This is a genomic window from Fulvivirga ulvae (assembly GCF_021389975.1).
In the GTDB taxonomy this organism is placed as follows: Bacteria; Bacteroidota; Bacteroidia; order Cytophagales; family Cyclobacteriaceae; genus Fulvivirga; species Fulvivirga ulvae.
This window is the reverse complement of the sequence record NZ_CP089981.1, coordinates 1,076,014-1,090,892: the sequence shown is the minus strand read 5'-3', so window position 1 is coordinate 1,090,892 and position 14,879 is coordinate 1,076,014. Positions and strand designations below refer to the sequence as shown.

At 40.1% G+C, this 14,879-nt stretch carries 12 protein-coding genes; 8 read left to right on the top strand and 4 right to left on the bottom strand.

What is annotated here, in order from left to right:
- Positions 1 to 17: 17 nt before the first annotated feature.
- From LVD17_RS04635 to LVD17_RS04620, 4 genes are all read left to right on the top strand, one after another.
- On the top strand, positions 18 to 1,841 hold the full coding sequence (locus tag LVD17_RS04635) for an ABC transporter ATP-binding protein (protein WP_233765071.1): 1,824 nt from the start codon (positions 18 to 20) through the stop codon (positions 1,839 to 1,841).
- A gap of 74 nt (positions 1,842 to 1,915) precedes the next feature.
- Positions 1,916 to 2,263, top strand: coding sequence for a hypothetical protein (locus LVD17_RS04630; protein WP_233765070.1), 348 nt, complete (start codon positions 1,916 to 1,918; stop codon positions 2,261 to 2,263).
- A gap of 9 nt (positions 2,264 to 2,272) precedes the next feature.
- Positions 2,273 to 2,851, top strand: coding sequence for a D-sedoheptulose 7-phosphate isomerase (lpcA, locus tag LVD17_RS04625; protein ID WP_233765068.1), 579 nt, complete (start codon positions 2,273 to 2,275; stop codon positions 2,849 to 2,851).
- Position 2,852: 1 nt separating this feature from the next.
- Positions 2,853 to 4,391, top strand: a complete 1,539-nt coding sequence (locus LVD17_RS04620) for a YifB family Mg chelatase-like AAA ATPase (RefSeq protein ID WP_233765066.1) — start codon at positions 2,853 to 2,855, stop codon at positions 4,389 to 4,391.
- A 79-nt stretch (positions 4,392 to 4,470) separates the two neighbouring features.
- Here the strand turns inward: LVD17_RS04620 and LVD17_RS04615 are convergent, their stop codons facing one another.
- The 3 genes from LVD17_RS04615 to LVD17_RS04605 form a co-directional block, all read right to left on the bottom strand.
- Positions 4,471 to 6,546: a TonB-dependent receptor plug domain-containing protein gene (locus LVD17_RS04615; RefSeq protein ID WP_233765065.1), complete on the bottom strand. Its 2,076-nt coding sequence runs from the start codon at positions 6,544 to 6,546 to the stop codon at positions 4,471 to 4,473.
- 307 nt (positions 6,547 to 6,853) lie between these two features.
- Positions 6,854 to 10,021, bottom strand: a complete 3,168-nt coding sequence (locus LVD17_RS04610; RefSeq protein ID WP_233765064.1) for a sensor histidine kinase — start codon at positions 10,019 to 10,021, stop codon at positions 6,854 to 6,856.
- 45 nt (positions 10,022 to 10,066) lie between these two features.
- A complete protein-coding gene (locus LVD17_RS04605; RefSeq protein WP_233765063.1) occupies positions 10,067 to 10,636 on the bottom strand; it encodes a ParA family protein in 570 nt (189 codons plus the stop codon).
- 608 nt (positions 10,637 to 11,244) lie between these two features.
- Here LVD17_RS04605 and LVD17_RS04600 point away from each other — a divergent pair.
- Entirely contained in the window at positions 11,245 to 12,021 is a 777-nt protein-coding gene (locus LVD17_RS04600; RefSeq protein ID WP_233765062.1) for a hypothetical protein, read from the top strand.
- A 41-nt stretch (positions 12,022 to 12,062) separates the two neighbouring features.
- Here the strand turns inward: LVD17_RS04600 and LVD17_RS04595 are convergent, their stop codons facing one another.
- Complete coding sequence (locus LVD17_RS04595) at positions 12,063 to 12,857, bottom strand: XRE family transcriptional regulator (protein ID WP_233765061.1); 795 nt, start codon at positions 12,855 to 12,857, stop codon at positions 12,063 to 12,065.
- 203 nt (positions 12,858 to 13,060) lie between these two features.
- Between LVD17_RS04595 and LVD17_RS04590 the strand changes: the two genes are divergently transcribed.
- From LVD17_RS04590 to LVD17_RS04580, 3 genes are all read left to right on the top strand, one after another.
- Positions 13,061 to 13,462, top strand: a complete 402-nt coding sequence (locus tag LVD17_RS04590; RefSeq protein WP_233765060.1) for a YbjN domain-containing protein — start codon at positions 13,061 to 13,063, stop codon at positions 13,460 to 13,462.
- Positions 13,463 to 13,477: 15 nt separating this feature from the next.
- Positions 13,478 to 14,191 carry a PspA/IM30 family protein gene (locus tag LVD17_RS04585; RefSeq protein WP_233765059.1) on the top strand — a complete coding sequence of 238 codons (714 nt, stop codon included), beginning with the start codon at positions 13,478 to 13,480 and terminating at the stop codon, positions 14,189 to 14,191.
- A 127-nt stretch (positions 14,192 to 14,318) separates the two neighbouring features.
- The gene (locus tag LVD17_RS04580) at positions 14,319 to 14,867 is read left to right on the top strand and encodes a DUF4178 domain-containing protein (protein WP_233765058.1); all 549 of its coding nucleotides are present in this window, start codon (positions 14,319 to 14,321) and stop codon (positions 14,865 to 14,867) included.
- Positions 14,868 to 14,879: the final 12 nt, after the last annotated feature.

The following is a 14,879-nucleotide window of genomic DNA, read 5'->3' as shown; positions in this document are numbered from 1 at the left end:
CGGAATGGAAATAAGTGATGAAAACATTTTTTAGAGTATTTAAATACGGGCGTAACCTGGCGGCATTCTTACCACAGTATGCGGCCTATATTTTATTAGCGGTTATTTTTAGTGCGATCAATTTTACGCTGCTTATCCCCTTGCTGAGTGTACTGTTTGAAACAGAGAGTGCCAAGGAGGTGGTGGACCCGGGATCGTTTGAGCTTAGCACTGATTATATTGTCGATTACTTTTACTACACCTTTGGTAATATCATCGAGCAACATGGCAAGCAGGAGGCTCTCTTGTTTGTTTGTATTATAGTTATTGTCTCTGTTTTTATTACAAATATTTTCAGGTATCTGGCCACGATAATTGTAACTAAAATAAGGCTTGATGTGGTTAAATATCTTAGGATGGATATCTATAACCGTGTTTCGTCCATGCACCTGGGGTATTTTACCAATGAGCGGAAAGGTGATTTGATGTCGCGGATCACGAATGATGTTCAGGAGGTCGAAGCTTCTATTCTAAGTAGCCCCAAGGCCCTTTTTAGAGAGCCGGTTACTATTATTATATATTTCATTTTCCTTTTTACCATTTCTGCAAAGCTTACAATATTTACTATTCTTGTGCTGCCGATTACTGGTGGTGCACTTGCAGAAATTGTGAGGCGTCTGAAAAAGAGAGCAGTGCAAAGCCAGGAATCCCTTGGGAGGATAGTAAATATACTTGATGAGACTTTGGGAGGTATGCGTATTGTGAAGGCTTTTAATGCTCGCAAGTATGTGACTGACAAAATTGACAGGGAAACAGATTATTACAGGAGAGTAAACTTGTCATATTCTTACAAAAGAGAGTTGGGGTCTCCCGTTTCCGAGTTTTTGGGGGTAGCTATTGTTTGTATAATTATTTACTACGGAGGGTCCCTGGTGCTTTCGGCTGACGGAAGTCTGGATGGGCCACAGTTTATCGCTTATCTGGCCATTTTCTCACAAATAATTTCTCCGGGCAAGGCATTTGCTGCAGGTATATCCGGGCTTCATAAAGGTATAGCCTCCGGCGAGCGGATATTTAAAGTAATAGACTCTACCCCCGCCATTGTCAATAAACCAGATGCCATCGAGATCAGTGATTTTAAGGAGGAGGTAGTGTTTGATCAGGTAAGTTTTGCCTACGATAAAGAGACAGTGCTGAAAGATATTTCCTTCACTGTTAAAAAGGGCAAAACCATAGCATTGGTGGGCCCATCCGGTGGCGGTAAGTCCACGCTGGCAGACCTTATCCCCAGGTTCTATGATCCCACTCAGGGTGCTGTTAAGATTGATGGCGTTGATATCAGGGACTATGATGTGGAGTCAGTACGCAGGTTAATGGGAATAGTGGCCCAGGAATCGATTCTCTTCAATGATACTATATTTAACAACATCGCTTTTGGTATTGAAAATGCTGACCGTGAAAAAGTGATCAATGCTGCAAAAATTGCCAATGCCCATAGTTTTATAATGGAAATGGAAAATGGCTACGATACAAACATTGGTGACAGAGGGATGAAGCTTTCAGGTGGACAGAGACAAAGGATAAGCATTGCCAGAGCAGTGATGAAAAACCCTCCGATCCTCATACTGGACGAGGCCACGTCTGCCCTTGACTCTGAGTCGGAAAAGCTCGTGCAGGAGGCGCTCTCAAATCTTATGAAAAACAGGACTTCGGTAGTTATAGCTCATCGGTTGAGCACGATACAACATGCAGACGAGATACTTGTTATACAGTCAGGAGAGGAGGTAGAGAGGGGTACACACGATGAATTAGTGGCCCGTGAGGGGTTATACAAAAAATTAAATGTGATGCAGAATACTTAATAAATTTTCTTACTTTTAATTATAATGAATTCATGCTTCATATTATATTGCCAGTTGTCTAAAAGAAGAGTTTTATGAGAAAACCAAGGTCCATTTTTTATATTATCTATTTCCTGTTCCATATCGGCCTTTTGTTGGTGTCTATTTATGTGAATTATAAGTCCGAAGATTTTGAATTCCTTTTAAAGCTTCGTGAAAGAATGGACCTCATGATCTATGTGGCTATAGCTGGCCTTATTCTGTTTTTTATAGATATTGTTTTGATTTCGATGGAAGTCAGGAATCATAAAAAGGAAAGGGAGAAGCTTGAACACGAGATCAATTCATTAAAAGCCAAGATGTTTGATTTGCAAGAGGCAACAAAATCCTCTACTGCTCCTGCAGAACTGAAACAGAAAGAACAGAAAGAAGATCAGGAATAACTTTTTAGCATGGATAACTACAAGTTGATAAAGCAGGAGCTCCTTCAGGCTTCTGATGTACTTGATAAATTTTTAACAGACCCCAATAGTTTAAAGCAAATCACTGCTGCCGTTGAACTTTTCGTTACTGCTTTTAAAAATGGCGGTAAGGCCATTTCCTGTGGTAACGGAGGCTCTCATTGTGATGCGATGCATTTTGCGGAGGAGCTTACAGGGAGGTTCAGGGATGAACGGGTCCCACTTCCCGCTGTTGCCATATCAGATCCGAGTTACATGTCATGTGTTGGTAATGATTATGGCTTCGAAAGGGTTTTTTCCCGGTTTACGGAAGCGTTTGCCGGAGAAAATGATGTTTTGCTGGCTATCAGTACCAGTGGAAAATCTAAAAATGTATTAGAGGCTGCCAAGGTAGCCAAAAAGAAAGGTGCCAAAGTAGTAGCACTTACAGGTAACGGTGGCGGAGAGCTGGCCGAGCTGGCCGATGTTGAGATCAGAGTGCCCCACTTTGGTTATGCGGATCGTATCCAGGAAATTCACATCAAAGTTATACACATAATTATTTTATTGATAGAAAAATCTTATTTATAGAATGCTGGCAAAAACTTTTGGGGCCGCTGTTTACGGTGTAGATGCCAAGGTAATTACTATTGAAGTTAATGTAGGGAAAGGTACCAGGTTTCATATGAGTGGCTTGCCCGATAGCGCTGTCAAGGAAAGTGAGCACCGGGTGGAGTCAGCCATAAAAAACTATGGTTTTAGAATGCCGCGGATTAAGGTAGTGGTAAACCTCGCGCCGGCTGACATACGGAAGGAGGGAAGTGCCTATGACCTGCCCATCGGGCTATGCATTTTAAAGGCTTCCGGTCAGATAACCGCAGAATTACTTGATCAATACATGATCATGGGAGAGCTTTCATTGGATGGTACTCTGCGCCCTATAAAAGGGGTGTTGCCCATAGCCATAGAAGCCAGGAAAAATAAATACAAGGGGCTGGTGCTGCCAAAAGAGAATGCTCAGGAGGCAGCCATTGTAAATGATATTGATGTTATTGGTGTCAGCAACATCAATGAAGCCGTTGAGTTTTTTGAGGGAAAAATGCAAATAGAGCCTCTGGAAGTAGATACCAGGGATGTTTTTATGGCCGAACTTAATAATTATGATGTCGACTTCAAAGATGTCCAGGGCCAGGAAAATATAAAAAGAGCTTTGGAAATAGCCGCTGCGGGTGGGCATAATGTTATCATGATTGGCCCTCCTGGAGCAGGAAAAACGATGCTTGCCAAGAGACTTTCTTCAATCTTGCCTCCATTATCGCTTCACGAGGCTCTGGAAACCACAAAAATACATTCGGTGGCAGGTAAAATGGGCTCAAATTCATCTTTGATCTCAACACGCCCTTATCGTTCCCCCCATCATACCATCAGCGATGTGGCTTTGGTGGGTGGAGGAGGTAATCCTCAGCCCGGTGAAATATCTTTGTCGCATAATGGGGTATTGTTTTTAGATGAACTTCCTGAGTTTAAAAGGACAGTACTTGAGGTGATGCGCCAGCCGATGGAGGAAAGGAAAGTAACCATCTCCCGGGCTAAAATATCATTGGACTATCCGGCTAACTTTATGCTCATAGCCAGCATGAATCCGTGCCCTTGCGGGTATTACAATCATCCTGAAAAAGAATGCGTGTGTGCTCCCGGCGTAGTACAGAGATACCTGAGTAAAGTGAGCGGACCACTACTGGACAGAATAGACCTCCATGTGGAAGTTACTCCTGTATCGTTTGATGAAATGACAGCAAACAGAAAGACCGAAAGTAGCACTGAAATAAGAGAGCGTGTGATCCGGGCAAGGGAAACCCAGGCCGGTCGCTTTAAAGATAATGCTACAATCCACTCCAACGCTATGATGCCGTCGCAGATGGTAAAGGATGTATGCGAAATCAATGAAGCCGGTAAAACATTGCTAAAGACTGCCATGGAAAGGTTGGGCCTTTCAGCGCGTGCATATGACAGGATATTAAAAGTATCCAGAACTATTGCAGACCTGGCAGGTTCTGACGAAATTAAAATTGAACATCTGGCCGAAGCCATTCAATACAGAAGCCTGGACCGGGAAGGCTGGGCAGGCTGATAAATCAGATACAGAAGAAGATTTTTGGTCCCCTTCTGTATCATGTTGTATTGTAAAACTATTATTTATAGGCCATTCACTATAAGGATACTCTCAACCCACCCAACAGGACAGTACCATTTCCATCAGCTCCCATAAACTCACGGCTTTGGTCGTTAAATGCATTTCTGGCGTTCACATATACATTAATGTTTTTTGTAACATCGTACGAGACTTTTGCATTCAGGATAAGTTTACTGTCTATTTCCCCTGACCTGGTGGCAGGGTTTATCTGGCTGTAAAAACTGTACTGATGCTGGCTGCTCATATAATAAGGATTGAGGTTAACGTTAAGTTGCTTAACAGGCTTGTAATTAATATATATACCTCCAAACAGGGATGGTGTTTGGTCATTGGTAACTGTTACGGTAGTGTTAATGTTGTTGACCGGGTCCACCGCTTCAGTGTTGAACCCCGTAGGAGTATTCTCTACTTCTGTATTTTGCCAGGTAACAAATGGCTTGATATGGAGCTTGCTACTGGCAACATAATTAGCGGATAGTGTGATGCCATTTTGAATAGCCTTTGTATCTATATTCTCAAAGTAAAAATACTGAGATATTTCTGCTATGTAAGGTTCCGGCGCCCTGTCCTGAAGAAGGAAATACATGTCTTTCCCGATTTGTCTGAAAATTTCAATATCAAGCTCCAGGTTACTCTTGATTTTTGAACGGAAGCCAAGTTCCAGCATATTTATTTGAAATAACTTCAGGTCTTTATTGCCGGAATAGCTGATCAATGCTTCTGCTCCCTGTATTCCGGGAATCGGCACTTCTGCATATATATTTGCATAGTTAGAGCCTATAAAAGAGCCGCTGCTGGATTTTGAATATACAGCTCTCACAATATTGTTTTTATTGAGGTGGTATGTGCCTGATATTTGATAGGACATGTAAATGTCATTGGGCGATGAAAATTCATCAAGGCGAACTCCACCGACCAGTCTTAAAGATTCAGTCAGGTTATAATCAGCGGTTAGTGAAAGGGCTGAATTTGTTATTGTTCGTTTTGCATTTAGAATGCCTATGATCCCGGATTGAGGTGACACATAATCTTTATCGCTGTAGGTGGCTGACTGATAAAAAGCACCCGGCCTTACGGACAAGTCATCTGTCAGGCTCCAGTCATATTCAACGGACGCGTTTAGGGTTTCATGGTCATATTTAAGCAGAGGGAATTGCATGCCTTTGTTGAAATGGTCCATTCCATTTACATAGGACACTCTCCCTTTAAGATTACCTTTGGTTGTACTGAGGTTTATATACTTTGTTTCATTCTCAGAAGTGGAAAGCGGAGACCAGTCATTGGTAATGTATACTTTTTGAACCTGAGACTTTTGCAGCCCGGCCTGTAGCTCAATATTTAGGTCATCAACAGGATGATAGTCCAGGAAAAGATTGGCTCCTTTTTTGTCGACAGATCTTTTATAATCAGTGATAAATTCTTGAGGCACGGATTGTTGCAATCCATCAACTGAAATCAATTCGTTAATAGGCTTGTAGGAGTCTGAAGCATATTCAAAGTACAAATCATCATGTCTGTCTCGAACTTCATAATTTCCCGATACATATGTGCTGATTTTATCATTAAATTTATACCCGGCTCCTATGCCGCCTATGTGGGTATTGGGCATACCTGCCCTGACATCGGCATTTAGCGTAAGCCCGTCTTTTTTTAATTCTTTTGTAATGATATTGATTACACCAGCCACTGCATTTGGTCCGTATAAAGGTGCAGCAGGCCCTCGTATAACCTCGATTCTATCAATATCGATCAGGCTTATAGGGATAGTCTCCCAATACACTCCGCCCTGATTATTATTGAAAATCGGCCGGTCGTCTATCATGATAAGTGTGATGTAATTTGCAGCATCTGCCCCCCTGCTGTACCTTGTCAGGTTGTCAAATCCTCTCAGGTGTACATCATACGTGCCGTTGGCCTGCTCTCTTACAATTAATCCAGGGATCAGCCTGAGAGCTTCGGGAATGCTGGTTGCTCCCGAATTAATTATTTCATCCGCGGTGAGTGTAGAGCTGGATAAAGGCGTATCGAAAAGTGATTCTGCTTTTTTTGTAACAGAATATATTTCAATCTGCATCAACTCTTCAATAGTCATCTCATACGGATCAAGTTCCTGTGCATACTGAAATTAGTAGCGATAATAAAAGAAGTCTCATATTTTTTTAATGTTTAAAATGTATCCATCTGTCTGTTGATCAGAATTAATCAATCTGCAATCTTAAGTCTCTTGACTCTTCTTTTATGATGTGGTGGGGTGACAAAAAGGGGGGTAATTAGGTAGACAAAATGGTGTACCTAATATTGATAATGTGCTGCTTATCGTTCAGGTTGGATGTTAATAAGCATAGCTTGCATATATGTAGCGGAAGTCTGACTTACCTTGGAGAGCTTGCGTTGTCGTATTATAAAGTACTTTCGGGCTGGTACAGTATGGTAAAGGTAAATGTACTTCCTTTGCCCTGTATTCCTTCTATTGTAAGGCTTCCTCCATGCAGCTCTGTAAACTCCCTGCAGAGCATAAGGCCAATACCCGAGCCTCTTTCTCCGCTAGTGCCATGTTTTGAGAAGAACTCTTTACTAAGTATTTTATTAATATCTTCGCTGGACAGGCCAACCCCGGTATCAGTTACTGATATATGAACTAAATGTCCTATAACCTGAGAGCTTATTGTGATTTTTCCTTTCTCCGGAGTGAATTTCACGGCATTTCCAATCAGATTTCGAAGCAATAACCTTATCAGGTCTTTATCTGCAAATACCTTGAGCTCATTGTCAACCGTACATATCAGTTGTAATTTTTTCTTCTCAGCCTGACTCACTGTTAGCCGAATGGTTTCTTCCACAATATCGATCAGCCTGAAGTGTGATTTACTTACTTCTATCCCTTTCATCTGGCTTTTGGCCCAATGCAATAAATTATCGGTCAGACTGGATAAGTTTTTAGAGGCCTCTTTAAGAGCGGGAATACAGGATTTAAACTCATCATGGGTGATATAGCCCGAGTCAAACAAATTCAAAAGTTCAGGAATCTGTTTGACGGAGCCTCTTAGATCGTGGGATATGACGGAGAATATCTTGTCTTTGGTGAAATTCAGTTCTTTAAGTTCTTCTGCTTGCCTGGCTATCTCGATATTATTTTTGTATATATGCTCATTCATGGCCAGTAACTCACCAGTTTTTTTCTTTACCTCTTTTTCCAACAGCATTTTTTGCCGTTCGACCTTTTTGGTTTTTGCCCGGACTACTATGCAAACGAGCAGTGTGATCAGGAGGAAATAACTGATATAGGCCCAATAGGTTCTGTACCATGGAGCGTTGATATAGAATTTAAATTGAACAGGCTTGCTTATGTTTCCATAAATATTCTTTGTCCTGACTGTAAATGCATACTTACCTTCGGGAAGATTAGTAAAGTTGGTTTTTGTTGAGTGGCTCCAGGCGGACCAGGTATCTTCAAAACCAGCTAACTTGTATTGATATGTATTTTCCTCGGCACTTTCATGAAAGGTACTTGTGAATTCGAAATGTAGATTGTTTCTGCTGTAGGGAATATTAATATCCCTACCCTTTTGTCCATAGGAGTATACCAGAGAGTCTTTGTCCCATACTTTCCGGATGCGTAAGTGAATAGGTTGATCGTAATATGTCTCCTGTTCAGCATTGTAAGTAATCAGCCTGTTTTTGCTACCAATCCATATCTCTTCTTGGCTGACTATGAATATTGGTGCTTTTACACCTACACTGTTCTTGCGGGTTTTTTCAGCTATTTTCTTAAAAGGTGTTGTTGGTAGATAATATTGCCCGTTAGGTTGTTTTTTTAGTATGCCGGCGGTTGCTTCTTCAGGTGAGATGGAGCCCCAAAAGTAAATATCGCCCTCGGTGCTCTCCTCCACAGCGTAAATACATACGCTTTCCTCAAATGGCTGGTTTATAATATCTTCGGTTATGAAACGATTGCTGTCTTTACTGTAGCTGTATATGCCATTAGTTGTACTTACTACAATTTCTCCGCTGTTTAATTTATATAACCTGTTATTGAGATTGGATGGTAGTCCTCCATGCTCATCATAAAATTCCTGTTCAACTACAGAGTCCTTCTGAGAGTTTAAGCGGAGTTTCCAAATGCCTTTGTGAAGATTACTGGCCCATATATTCTGTTCAGAATCTTCATACATGTAGTCTATACCTCTATCGAACTCCTTTATCTTTGTTTTTGTCCATGTATCTCCACGTTTTTTCAGCAACCACATGCCAGTGCCAAATGCTGTACTCATAAGCAAAGCGCTTGTGTCTTTTTTGAGTACGCACAATGCAAATGCATAATCGTGGTTTATGATTTTAGTTGCATTATCTCCGTTCAATTCAAAAATCCCAAAACTGCTGGCTGCATATGTATGATTGTCGTCGCAATAAAAGTCCCATGCTTCTGCTGAATATGTTCCGGGAAATACCTTAAATGCTGTTTTCCCTTTGCGATAATAGAGACCCCAATCAGTACCAAGATATTCGTAATCGCCTTTTTTAAAGATTGATAATATTTGCCCTTTAAAACCATCGTTACTGTCCATGTATAAAAGAGGAGAACTTGTGCTGATATGTGATATTTTATGAGGACTGACCACCCATAAGTTGTGTTCGGTGTCCAGTAAAGCATCCTGATAATAATAACCTTCAGTAAAATCGGGGGCCACGTCACTATATATCTCACCATTTTCTTTTATAAAAATGATATTATGAATGGTGAAGAGTGCTACCAGACCATTTTGAAGATACTTAATGGCAACGATTTTTTCATTTCCTAATTGGTTCCGGTAATTCCCAGGAAAAGGTTCCCATCGTTTTTCGTCGGGAGCATTTGTGTCAAACACCCAAAGCCTGTTTTGGTTGTCAAGTAAAATGGCCTTATTTTGTTTGTAGGGGGTTATACTCCACACGCTTATACTAGGATCCTTTTTTATCAGCCGGATCCCTTTTTTAGTATATTCGTAAAATTTGTTGTCCAGGCTTGATATATAAAGATGGTTTCCCACTACAAACAAAGATTTAAAAGGGTCAGTTTTAATATTCAATACCTTGAAATGTTCCCCTTGATAGATATATATATGTTGCTCGTCACAAAACAAGACAGAGTTATTAAATAGCTTAATTTCGTGTATCATACCAACATTTCGATGTTCCGGTTCAAGCTTATATATAAGTGATTTATACTGGTATATTCCCCTTGCATCCTTAGCATAGTACCCGAAATCTCGTGCGGACCCTACATAAATATTGTCATTGTAATCAACAGCCAGGGCAGTGGCACCTAGGTTGCCGGGAAGATAAAGGAGGTTCCATTCAGCCCCATCATACATGAGTACCCCATCCCCGTTGGCTAAATAAATAACTCCATACTCATCTTGGGCTATCTGATAGTTTTGTCCGGCATTGTAAACATCCTGGTAAAAATCACGTACGAACATATGCTGACCCTGCAACGGAATGTATGCAACAAGAAAAATGCTCAATATTATCCATCCCCGCGATGCATTCAGGGCCACTAAACCCAGGTTAGTAATTGTGTTATTCATTATTTTAAATACATAATTATTTCGAATGTCACCTGAAACGTAATCCTATGCAATGACTAAATTGGCCTTCTGTAGGTGCCCATACTTTACGTGCAATGAGGGATGGTAAACACAAACTTGCTCCCTTTGCTGTGAGGCCCCTTTAACAAAAAAGCTTCCTCCCCGTATTGACCAGTGTAGCAGCTCATAAGTCACACCGGACTGGTTTTTAAGTGTTTTTTTGAGATTAGGAATGCAAGATTTGAACTTCTCGATAGTTATAGATGCTGAGTCGAACAAATTCAGGAGATCGGGGGTCTGCATTTCAGAACATCTGAGATCGTGAGATATGACTAATAGTATCTTGTCCTTAGTTATGTTCAACTCTGGCTTTTCAGCCTGTTTGGATATTCTCCGATTTTTCTTATTTATATTTTCATTCATGGTAAGCAGTTCCTTGGTTAACTCAGTCACCTCCATTTGCAACAGAACCTTCTGACGTTCTACATTATTTTTTGTTTTCTTTCTGATAATAAGACATACAAGAGGTATACTTATAGTAATAGAAAATAAACCTATGTTACGGTTTTTTCCCGTACCTCCTTTTTGATTTACGATGGAAATAATTCTTCTCACAGGTTTAAAATATTTTGGATTCCTGCCGGCTTTAGATGGGATTACTCATTATCTTGAGTATGATTAACCATGAGTCGTTTTTCCCAAATAAGAGCGACCGTCAGTAATTAGAAGCCAGACAAATTCAGTGAGTTTTTGGCCAGTTATGGGGTCACATGCCGGTATAACATCACTTAAGTTAATCACCCTACATCGATGTATGGTGTCAAATTCACTTTTTCAACACCTTTTTTAATTTTGGATGGTTTACAAATCTGTCGCAACATAGCAGAAAAATGTTACATAGATAAGAGGCATAAGTAATTGTCTACCTAATTGTCAACCTTTCCATAGTGTGCGTAATGGATTTAGAGAAAGCATGTGCTAATAAACTTGACAGATACATGTGAAGAGTAAACAAAAGTGATTTATGCTGACCCTGCAGATGGATACAAAATACTGCTATTTCATATTTGTGTTTACAACGCCCTTTCATAAACTCAACCCGTATTATTCCCTTTCTTAAAAGCGTGTTTTTACCTGCATTAAAGGGGTTTAATGCCCTTGATGAAGATTGTGTATTCAGTGAAATTTGCTATCAAACATGTGTAACTAAAATAATAAATATTATGAAAAAATTAAATTATTATGGATTGCTCGTAATCTTATTTGCATTTGGTTGTAATGAGGAGAGCCATAATCCTGATCATGTAACGGATGTTAACGGATTGAATCAGAATGGGCAGCAGGTTATTTCTGAAATAACTTTGAATGGCAAGGTATTAACTTTCATTGAAAGAGATGGTAACGTAGGTATTCTGGAGAGGTATTTGCCTGGAGAGCGGCCTGTACTGACAGAAGATTTTGAGGGGTTGACATTCTCAGAGATCCATCAGAAACTGGCTCCAGGAAAAGAAGTTCCTAAAATGCTTGCCCAAATTGATGAGCGTTTTGAATTTGAAACAGAAATTAACGACAAGTATCAAAACCAACAGGTCATCGAGGGGAATCATATCGAGGAAAAGTCTATTTCCAGTGTCAGGGAGGCAGGTTTGAATGATGTGTGGTTTCGTGATAACTATTGCAACGTAACTAGCTTCTGGAACGGCTATAAAGCGTGCCTGCTTAACCGGTATGGGCCAGGTACTGACTGGGGGTGGGCCAACTGTTCTCGTTCAAGAGTGTATGTTTACCCATTTCAGGGAGGACAAGTGCATCTTAGAGGGAGTATAGATGGTTCTACTTTATTCGATGCAGACTTGCTTGTAGGCTATGTGTATTCCTATTATATGTTTAGTGGGAAAAATTTCTGGGGTTGTCGTCAAATTAAGAAGCATTACTACTCCATAACCAATACAAGCGGAGACGGATGGCATTGGAACCTGCGCTCAAACACGAACTGTTAAAGTTGTTTAGTAATGATAAGACCGGATATGTTTGTCCGGTTTTATCCTTTCTTTTCAATTCTCTTTACCCTTTCCTCTATGTCCTCCAGTCGTTTTTCCAGGAGCATAACCTTTTCATCAATGAATTTCGGAGGGTTGAGGTACGTACTATATACGCCTTTTACCAGCCATAGCTCTTTAATTTCTTTAAGAGATAGTTCCATGGAAGGGTAATTAGGATCATCACTTACAAAATTAAGAATATCCTTGTTAAGAGATTGAAGTCTTTTCGTATATATGCCGTCCTGATGCACAATTACAAATACATTTCCGGGGATTGGCGAGTTATTACCGTGATCAAATTGAAGACACAGTAAGATGTCATTATGATGTAAGCCGTTGTGCTGGTATTCCATTTCACTCCCATTAAGTTCAAAGGCCCGGGTAGATCCTCTGAAATTAACAGGAAGTTCAATATAAGGTAGCCGTGATAAGAAATCCTTGTTGGTATAATTAACAATGTATTCTACATATTGTGATGTTCTTACCAAACCTATCCCGCCCTTTCTGTATGCAGGGTCCTGTTTGGGTATAAATTCATGGGCTTCATTAAGCTTACGCGTTAGTATGTCGAAGCTGTAAAGCTCATTTACGGAAAGCTCTTTGTTAAGCAAAAGGTCTATAGATATGCCAAAATAATTAGCGATTTGAATTATAGTATCTATTTTCGGTTCCGCCCTGCCTTCCTCGTATGCGCCGATGCTTCCGCGCGTAATATCAAAGATGTCTGCGAACGCGGCTTGACTCAGCCTTTTGGCTGTTCGTATCTTTTTTATATTCTTTCCGATATAGGACATGATGTATCTGCTAATTTTTTTTGCTATTCTAAAACCTTTAGCATATGTTTGGCGTAAACATAACTTAAATTACCTAAAATATAAAATTTGCTATTGCTGAAAGTAGCCTCAGAGCTAAATTTAGTAAGGTCAAAATAGGAGGAAAACAATAGTAAATTTTAAATTTGGTAACTTTTAAATGTAAACCAAAACCATTTTCGATTATGGACAACAATTTCCTCAAGGTCAAAGATTACTTACTCGAACTAGATTATAGCATCACTTACGAAAACGAAGAAGATGGTGTTTTTATGGTTGAGAATGACGAAACCGGAATCAATAACCTGGTTCTTGTGGTAGCAGATCCACTTCTGATCGTAGAACAATTTGTTTTTGAGGTAAAAGCGGGAGCAGATCCTGATGTGTATAAAAAGCTAATGCAGAAAAGCCGTGATATTGTGCACGGGGCTTTCGTGTTAGATGAAACCGGTACCCGGGTACTGTTTAGAAACACACATGAGCTGCAAAACCTTGACTTAAACGAATTAGAGGCAACGGTAAACTCACTGGCCTTGCTTCTGGGAGAGTATTCAAAAGAATTAATCAAATTTTCAGGTACACATTAATACATTAATAAAACTATGGGAATATTTAAAAGACTATTTAAGATAGGGGAATCAGAAGCTAACGCGGCAATTGATAAATTAGAAGATCCTATTAAGTTAACTGAGCAAGGTATCCGTGATCTGAAGTCAGATCTGGATAAGAGCTTGCAGGCTTTGGCAGAGGTGAAAGCTATGGGTATCCGCGCCAGAAACGAAGTAAAAGCGAGTGAGGCAAAAGCCAGGGATTATGAAGAAAAGGCAGTCCTTTTATTAAAGCGTGCTCAGAGCGGGAATCTTGATCCGGCCGAAGCTGACCGTTTGGCAACTGAGGCTTTGACTAAGAAAGAAGAAGCACTCAAAGACGTAGAAAGGGCAAAGGGAGAGCAGGCGCATTTCGAAACTAATGTAGCCCAGCTTGACCAAAACGTAAAGAAAATCAGATCTACTATCAGTAAATATGAGAATGAGCTAAAAACGCTTAAAGCAAGAGTAAAGGTAAGCTCTGCTACCAAGAAGCTTAACAAACAAATGGCACAGATTGACTCATCCAGTACGGTGTCTATGCTGGAAAGAATGAAAGATAAAGTGGCAGAAGACGAAGCTTTGGCGGAATCGTACGGCGAGATAGCCAACGAAAGTAAAACCCTGGATGATGAGATTGACAAGGCTCTTGAGGGTAGTGGCAGTATAAAGGCTTCAAGTGATCTGGAAGCACTGAAAGCGAAACTAGGTATGGAAAAGAAAGATTAATCTTTCTTTTCCATTGCTTATGGTCCTTATTTTATGAAGGACCTTTTGTGTTTTATAAATTGGAGAAAGGACACCCCGGCGTCGTCTTTATCCTGACAATTCAAAAGAACCTGAAACAACTGTATCAATGGGATTATTTGATTTTTTTAAAAAGAAAAGCCCCGAACCATCATATGATGTAACTAACCTGAGTGTAAAAGACCTGAACAAAGGTTTTATTCTCGATTATGATATGAAATCGTGGGAAGTAAAAGAAGTTTATCGTTACGATTGGGGCAATAACAACTTTACTGATGAATACAAGCTTGATTCGGGAGATGATGTGGTATATCTGCATGTTGACGATGATGGTGAACTGGAGCTGACCATTACACGGCCTATAAAAATCAGAAAACTTGATGAAGATATTATAGATAAGACCATTGAAATGGAGCACCCTCCGAAGAAGCTTACTTATGAAGGGATAAAGTATTATCTGCATACTGATTGTGCAGGCTATTTTAATGATGTGAGCGCCGGTAAGGATGACTGGGAGGAGTTGATAGATTGGGAATATTATGATGATGAGGAAGAAAACATTCTGACCATTACACAATGGGGTGAAAGAGAATTTGATGCTGTAGTGGGAAAGGTTATAAAGGAATTTGAAATATCCAATATTATTCCGGCCAATTGATGAAAAGTCATT

Excerpts from the sequence above, each read along its gene's own strand:
- LVD17_RS04635 (WP_233765071.1), top strand. The coding sequence starts at position 18 with ATGAAAACATTTTTTAGAGTATTTAAATACGGGCGTAACCTGGCGGCA.
- LVD17_RS04630 (WP_233765070.1), top strand. The coding sequence starts at position 1,916 with ATGAGAAAACCAAGGTCCATTTTTTATATTATCTATTTCCTGTTCCAT.
- lpcA (WP_233765068.1), top strand. The coding sequence starts at position 2,273 with ATGGATAACTACAAGTTGATAAAGCAGGAGCTCCTTCAGGCTTCTGAT.
- LVD17_RS04620 (WP_233765066.1), top strand. The coding sequence starts at position 2,853 with ATGCTGGCAAAAACTTTTGGGGCCGCTGTTTACGGTGTAGATGCCAAG.
- LVD17_RS04615 (WP_233765065.1), bottom strand. The coding sequence starts at position 6,546 with ATGACTATTGAAGAGTTGATGCAGATTGAAATATATTCTGTTACAAAA.
- LVD17_RS04610 (WP_233765064.1), bottom strand. The coding sequence starts at position 10,021 with ATGAATAACACAATTACTAACCTGGGTTTAGTGGCCCTGAATGCATCG.
- LVD17_RS04600 (WP_233765062.1), top strand. The coding sequence starts at position 11,245 with ATGAAAAAATTAAATTATTATGGATTGCTCGTAATCTTATTTGCATTT.
- LVD17_RS04595 (WP_233765061.1), bottom strand. The coding sequence starts at position 12,857 with ATGTCCTATATCGGAAAGAATATAAAAAAGATACGAACAGCCAAAAGG.
- LVD17_RS04590 (WP_233765060.1), top strand. The coding sequence starts at position 13,061 with ATGGACAACAATTTCCTCAAGGTCAAAGATTACTTACTCGAACTAGAT.
- LVD17_RS04585 (WP_233765059.1), top strand. The coding sequence starts at position 13,478 with ATGGGAATATTTAAAAGACTATTTAAGATAGGGGAATCAGAAGCTAAC.
- LVD17_RS04580 (WP_233765058.1), top strand. The coding sequence starts at position 14,319 with ATGGGATTATTTGATTTTTTTAAAAAGAAAAGCCCCGAACCATCATAT.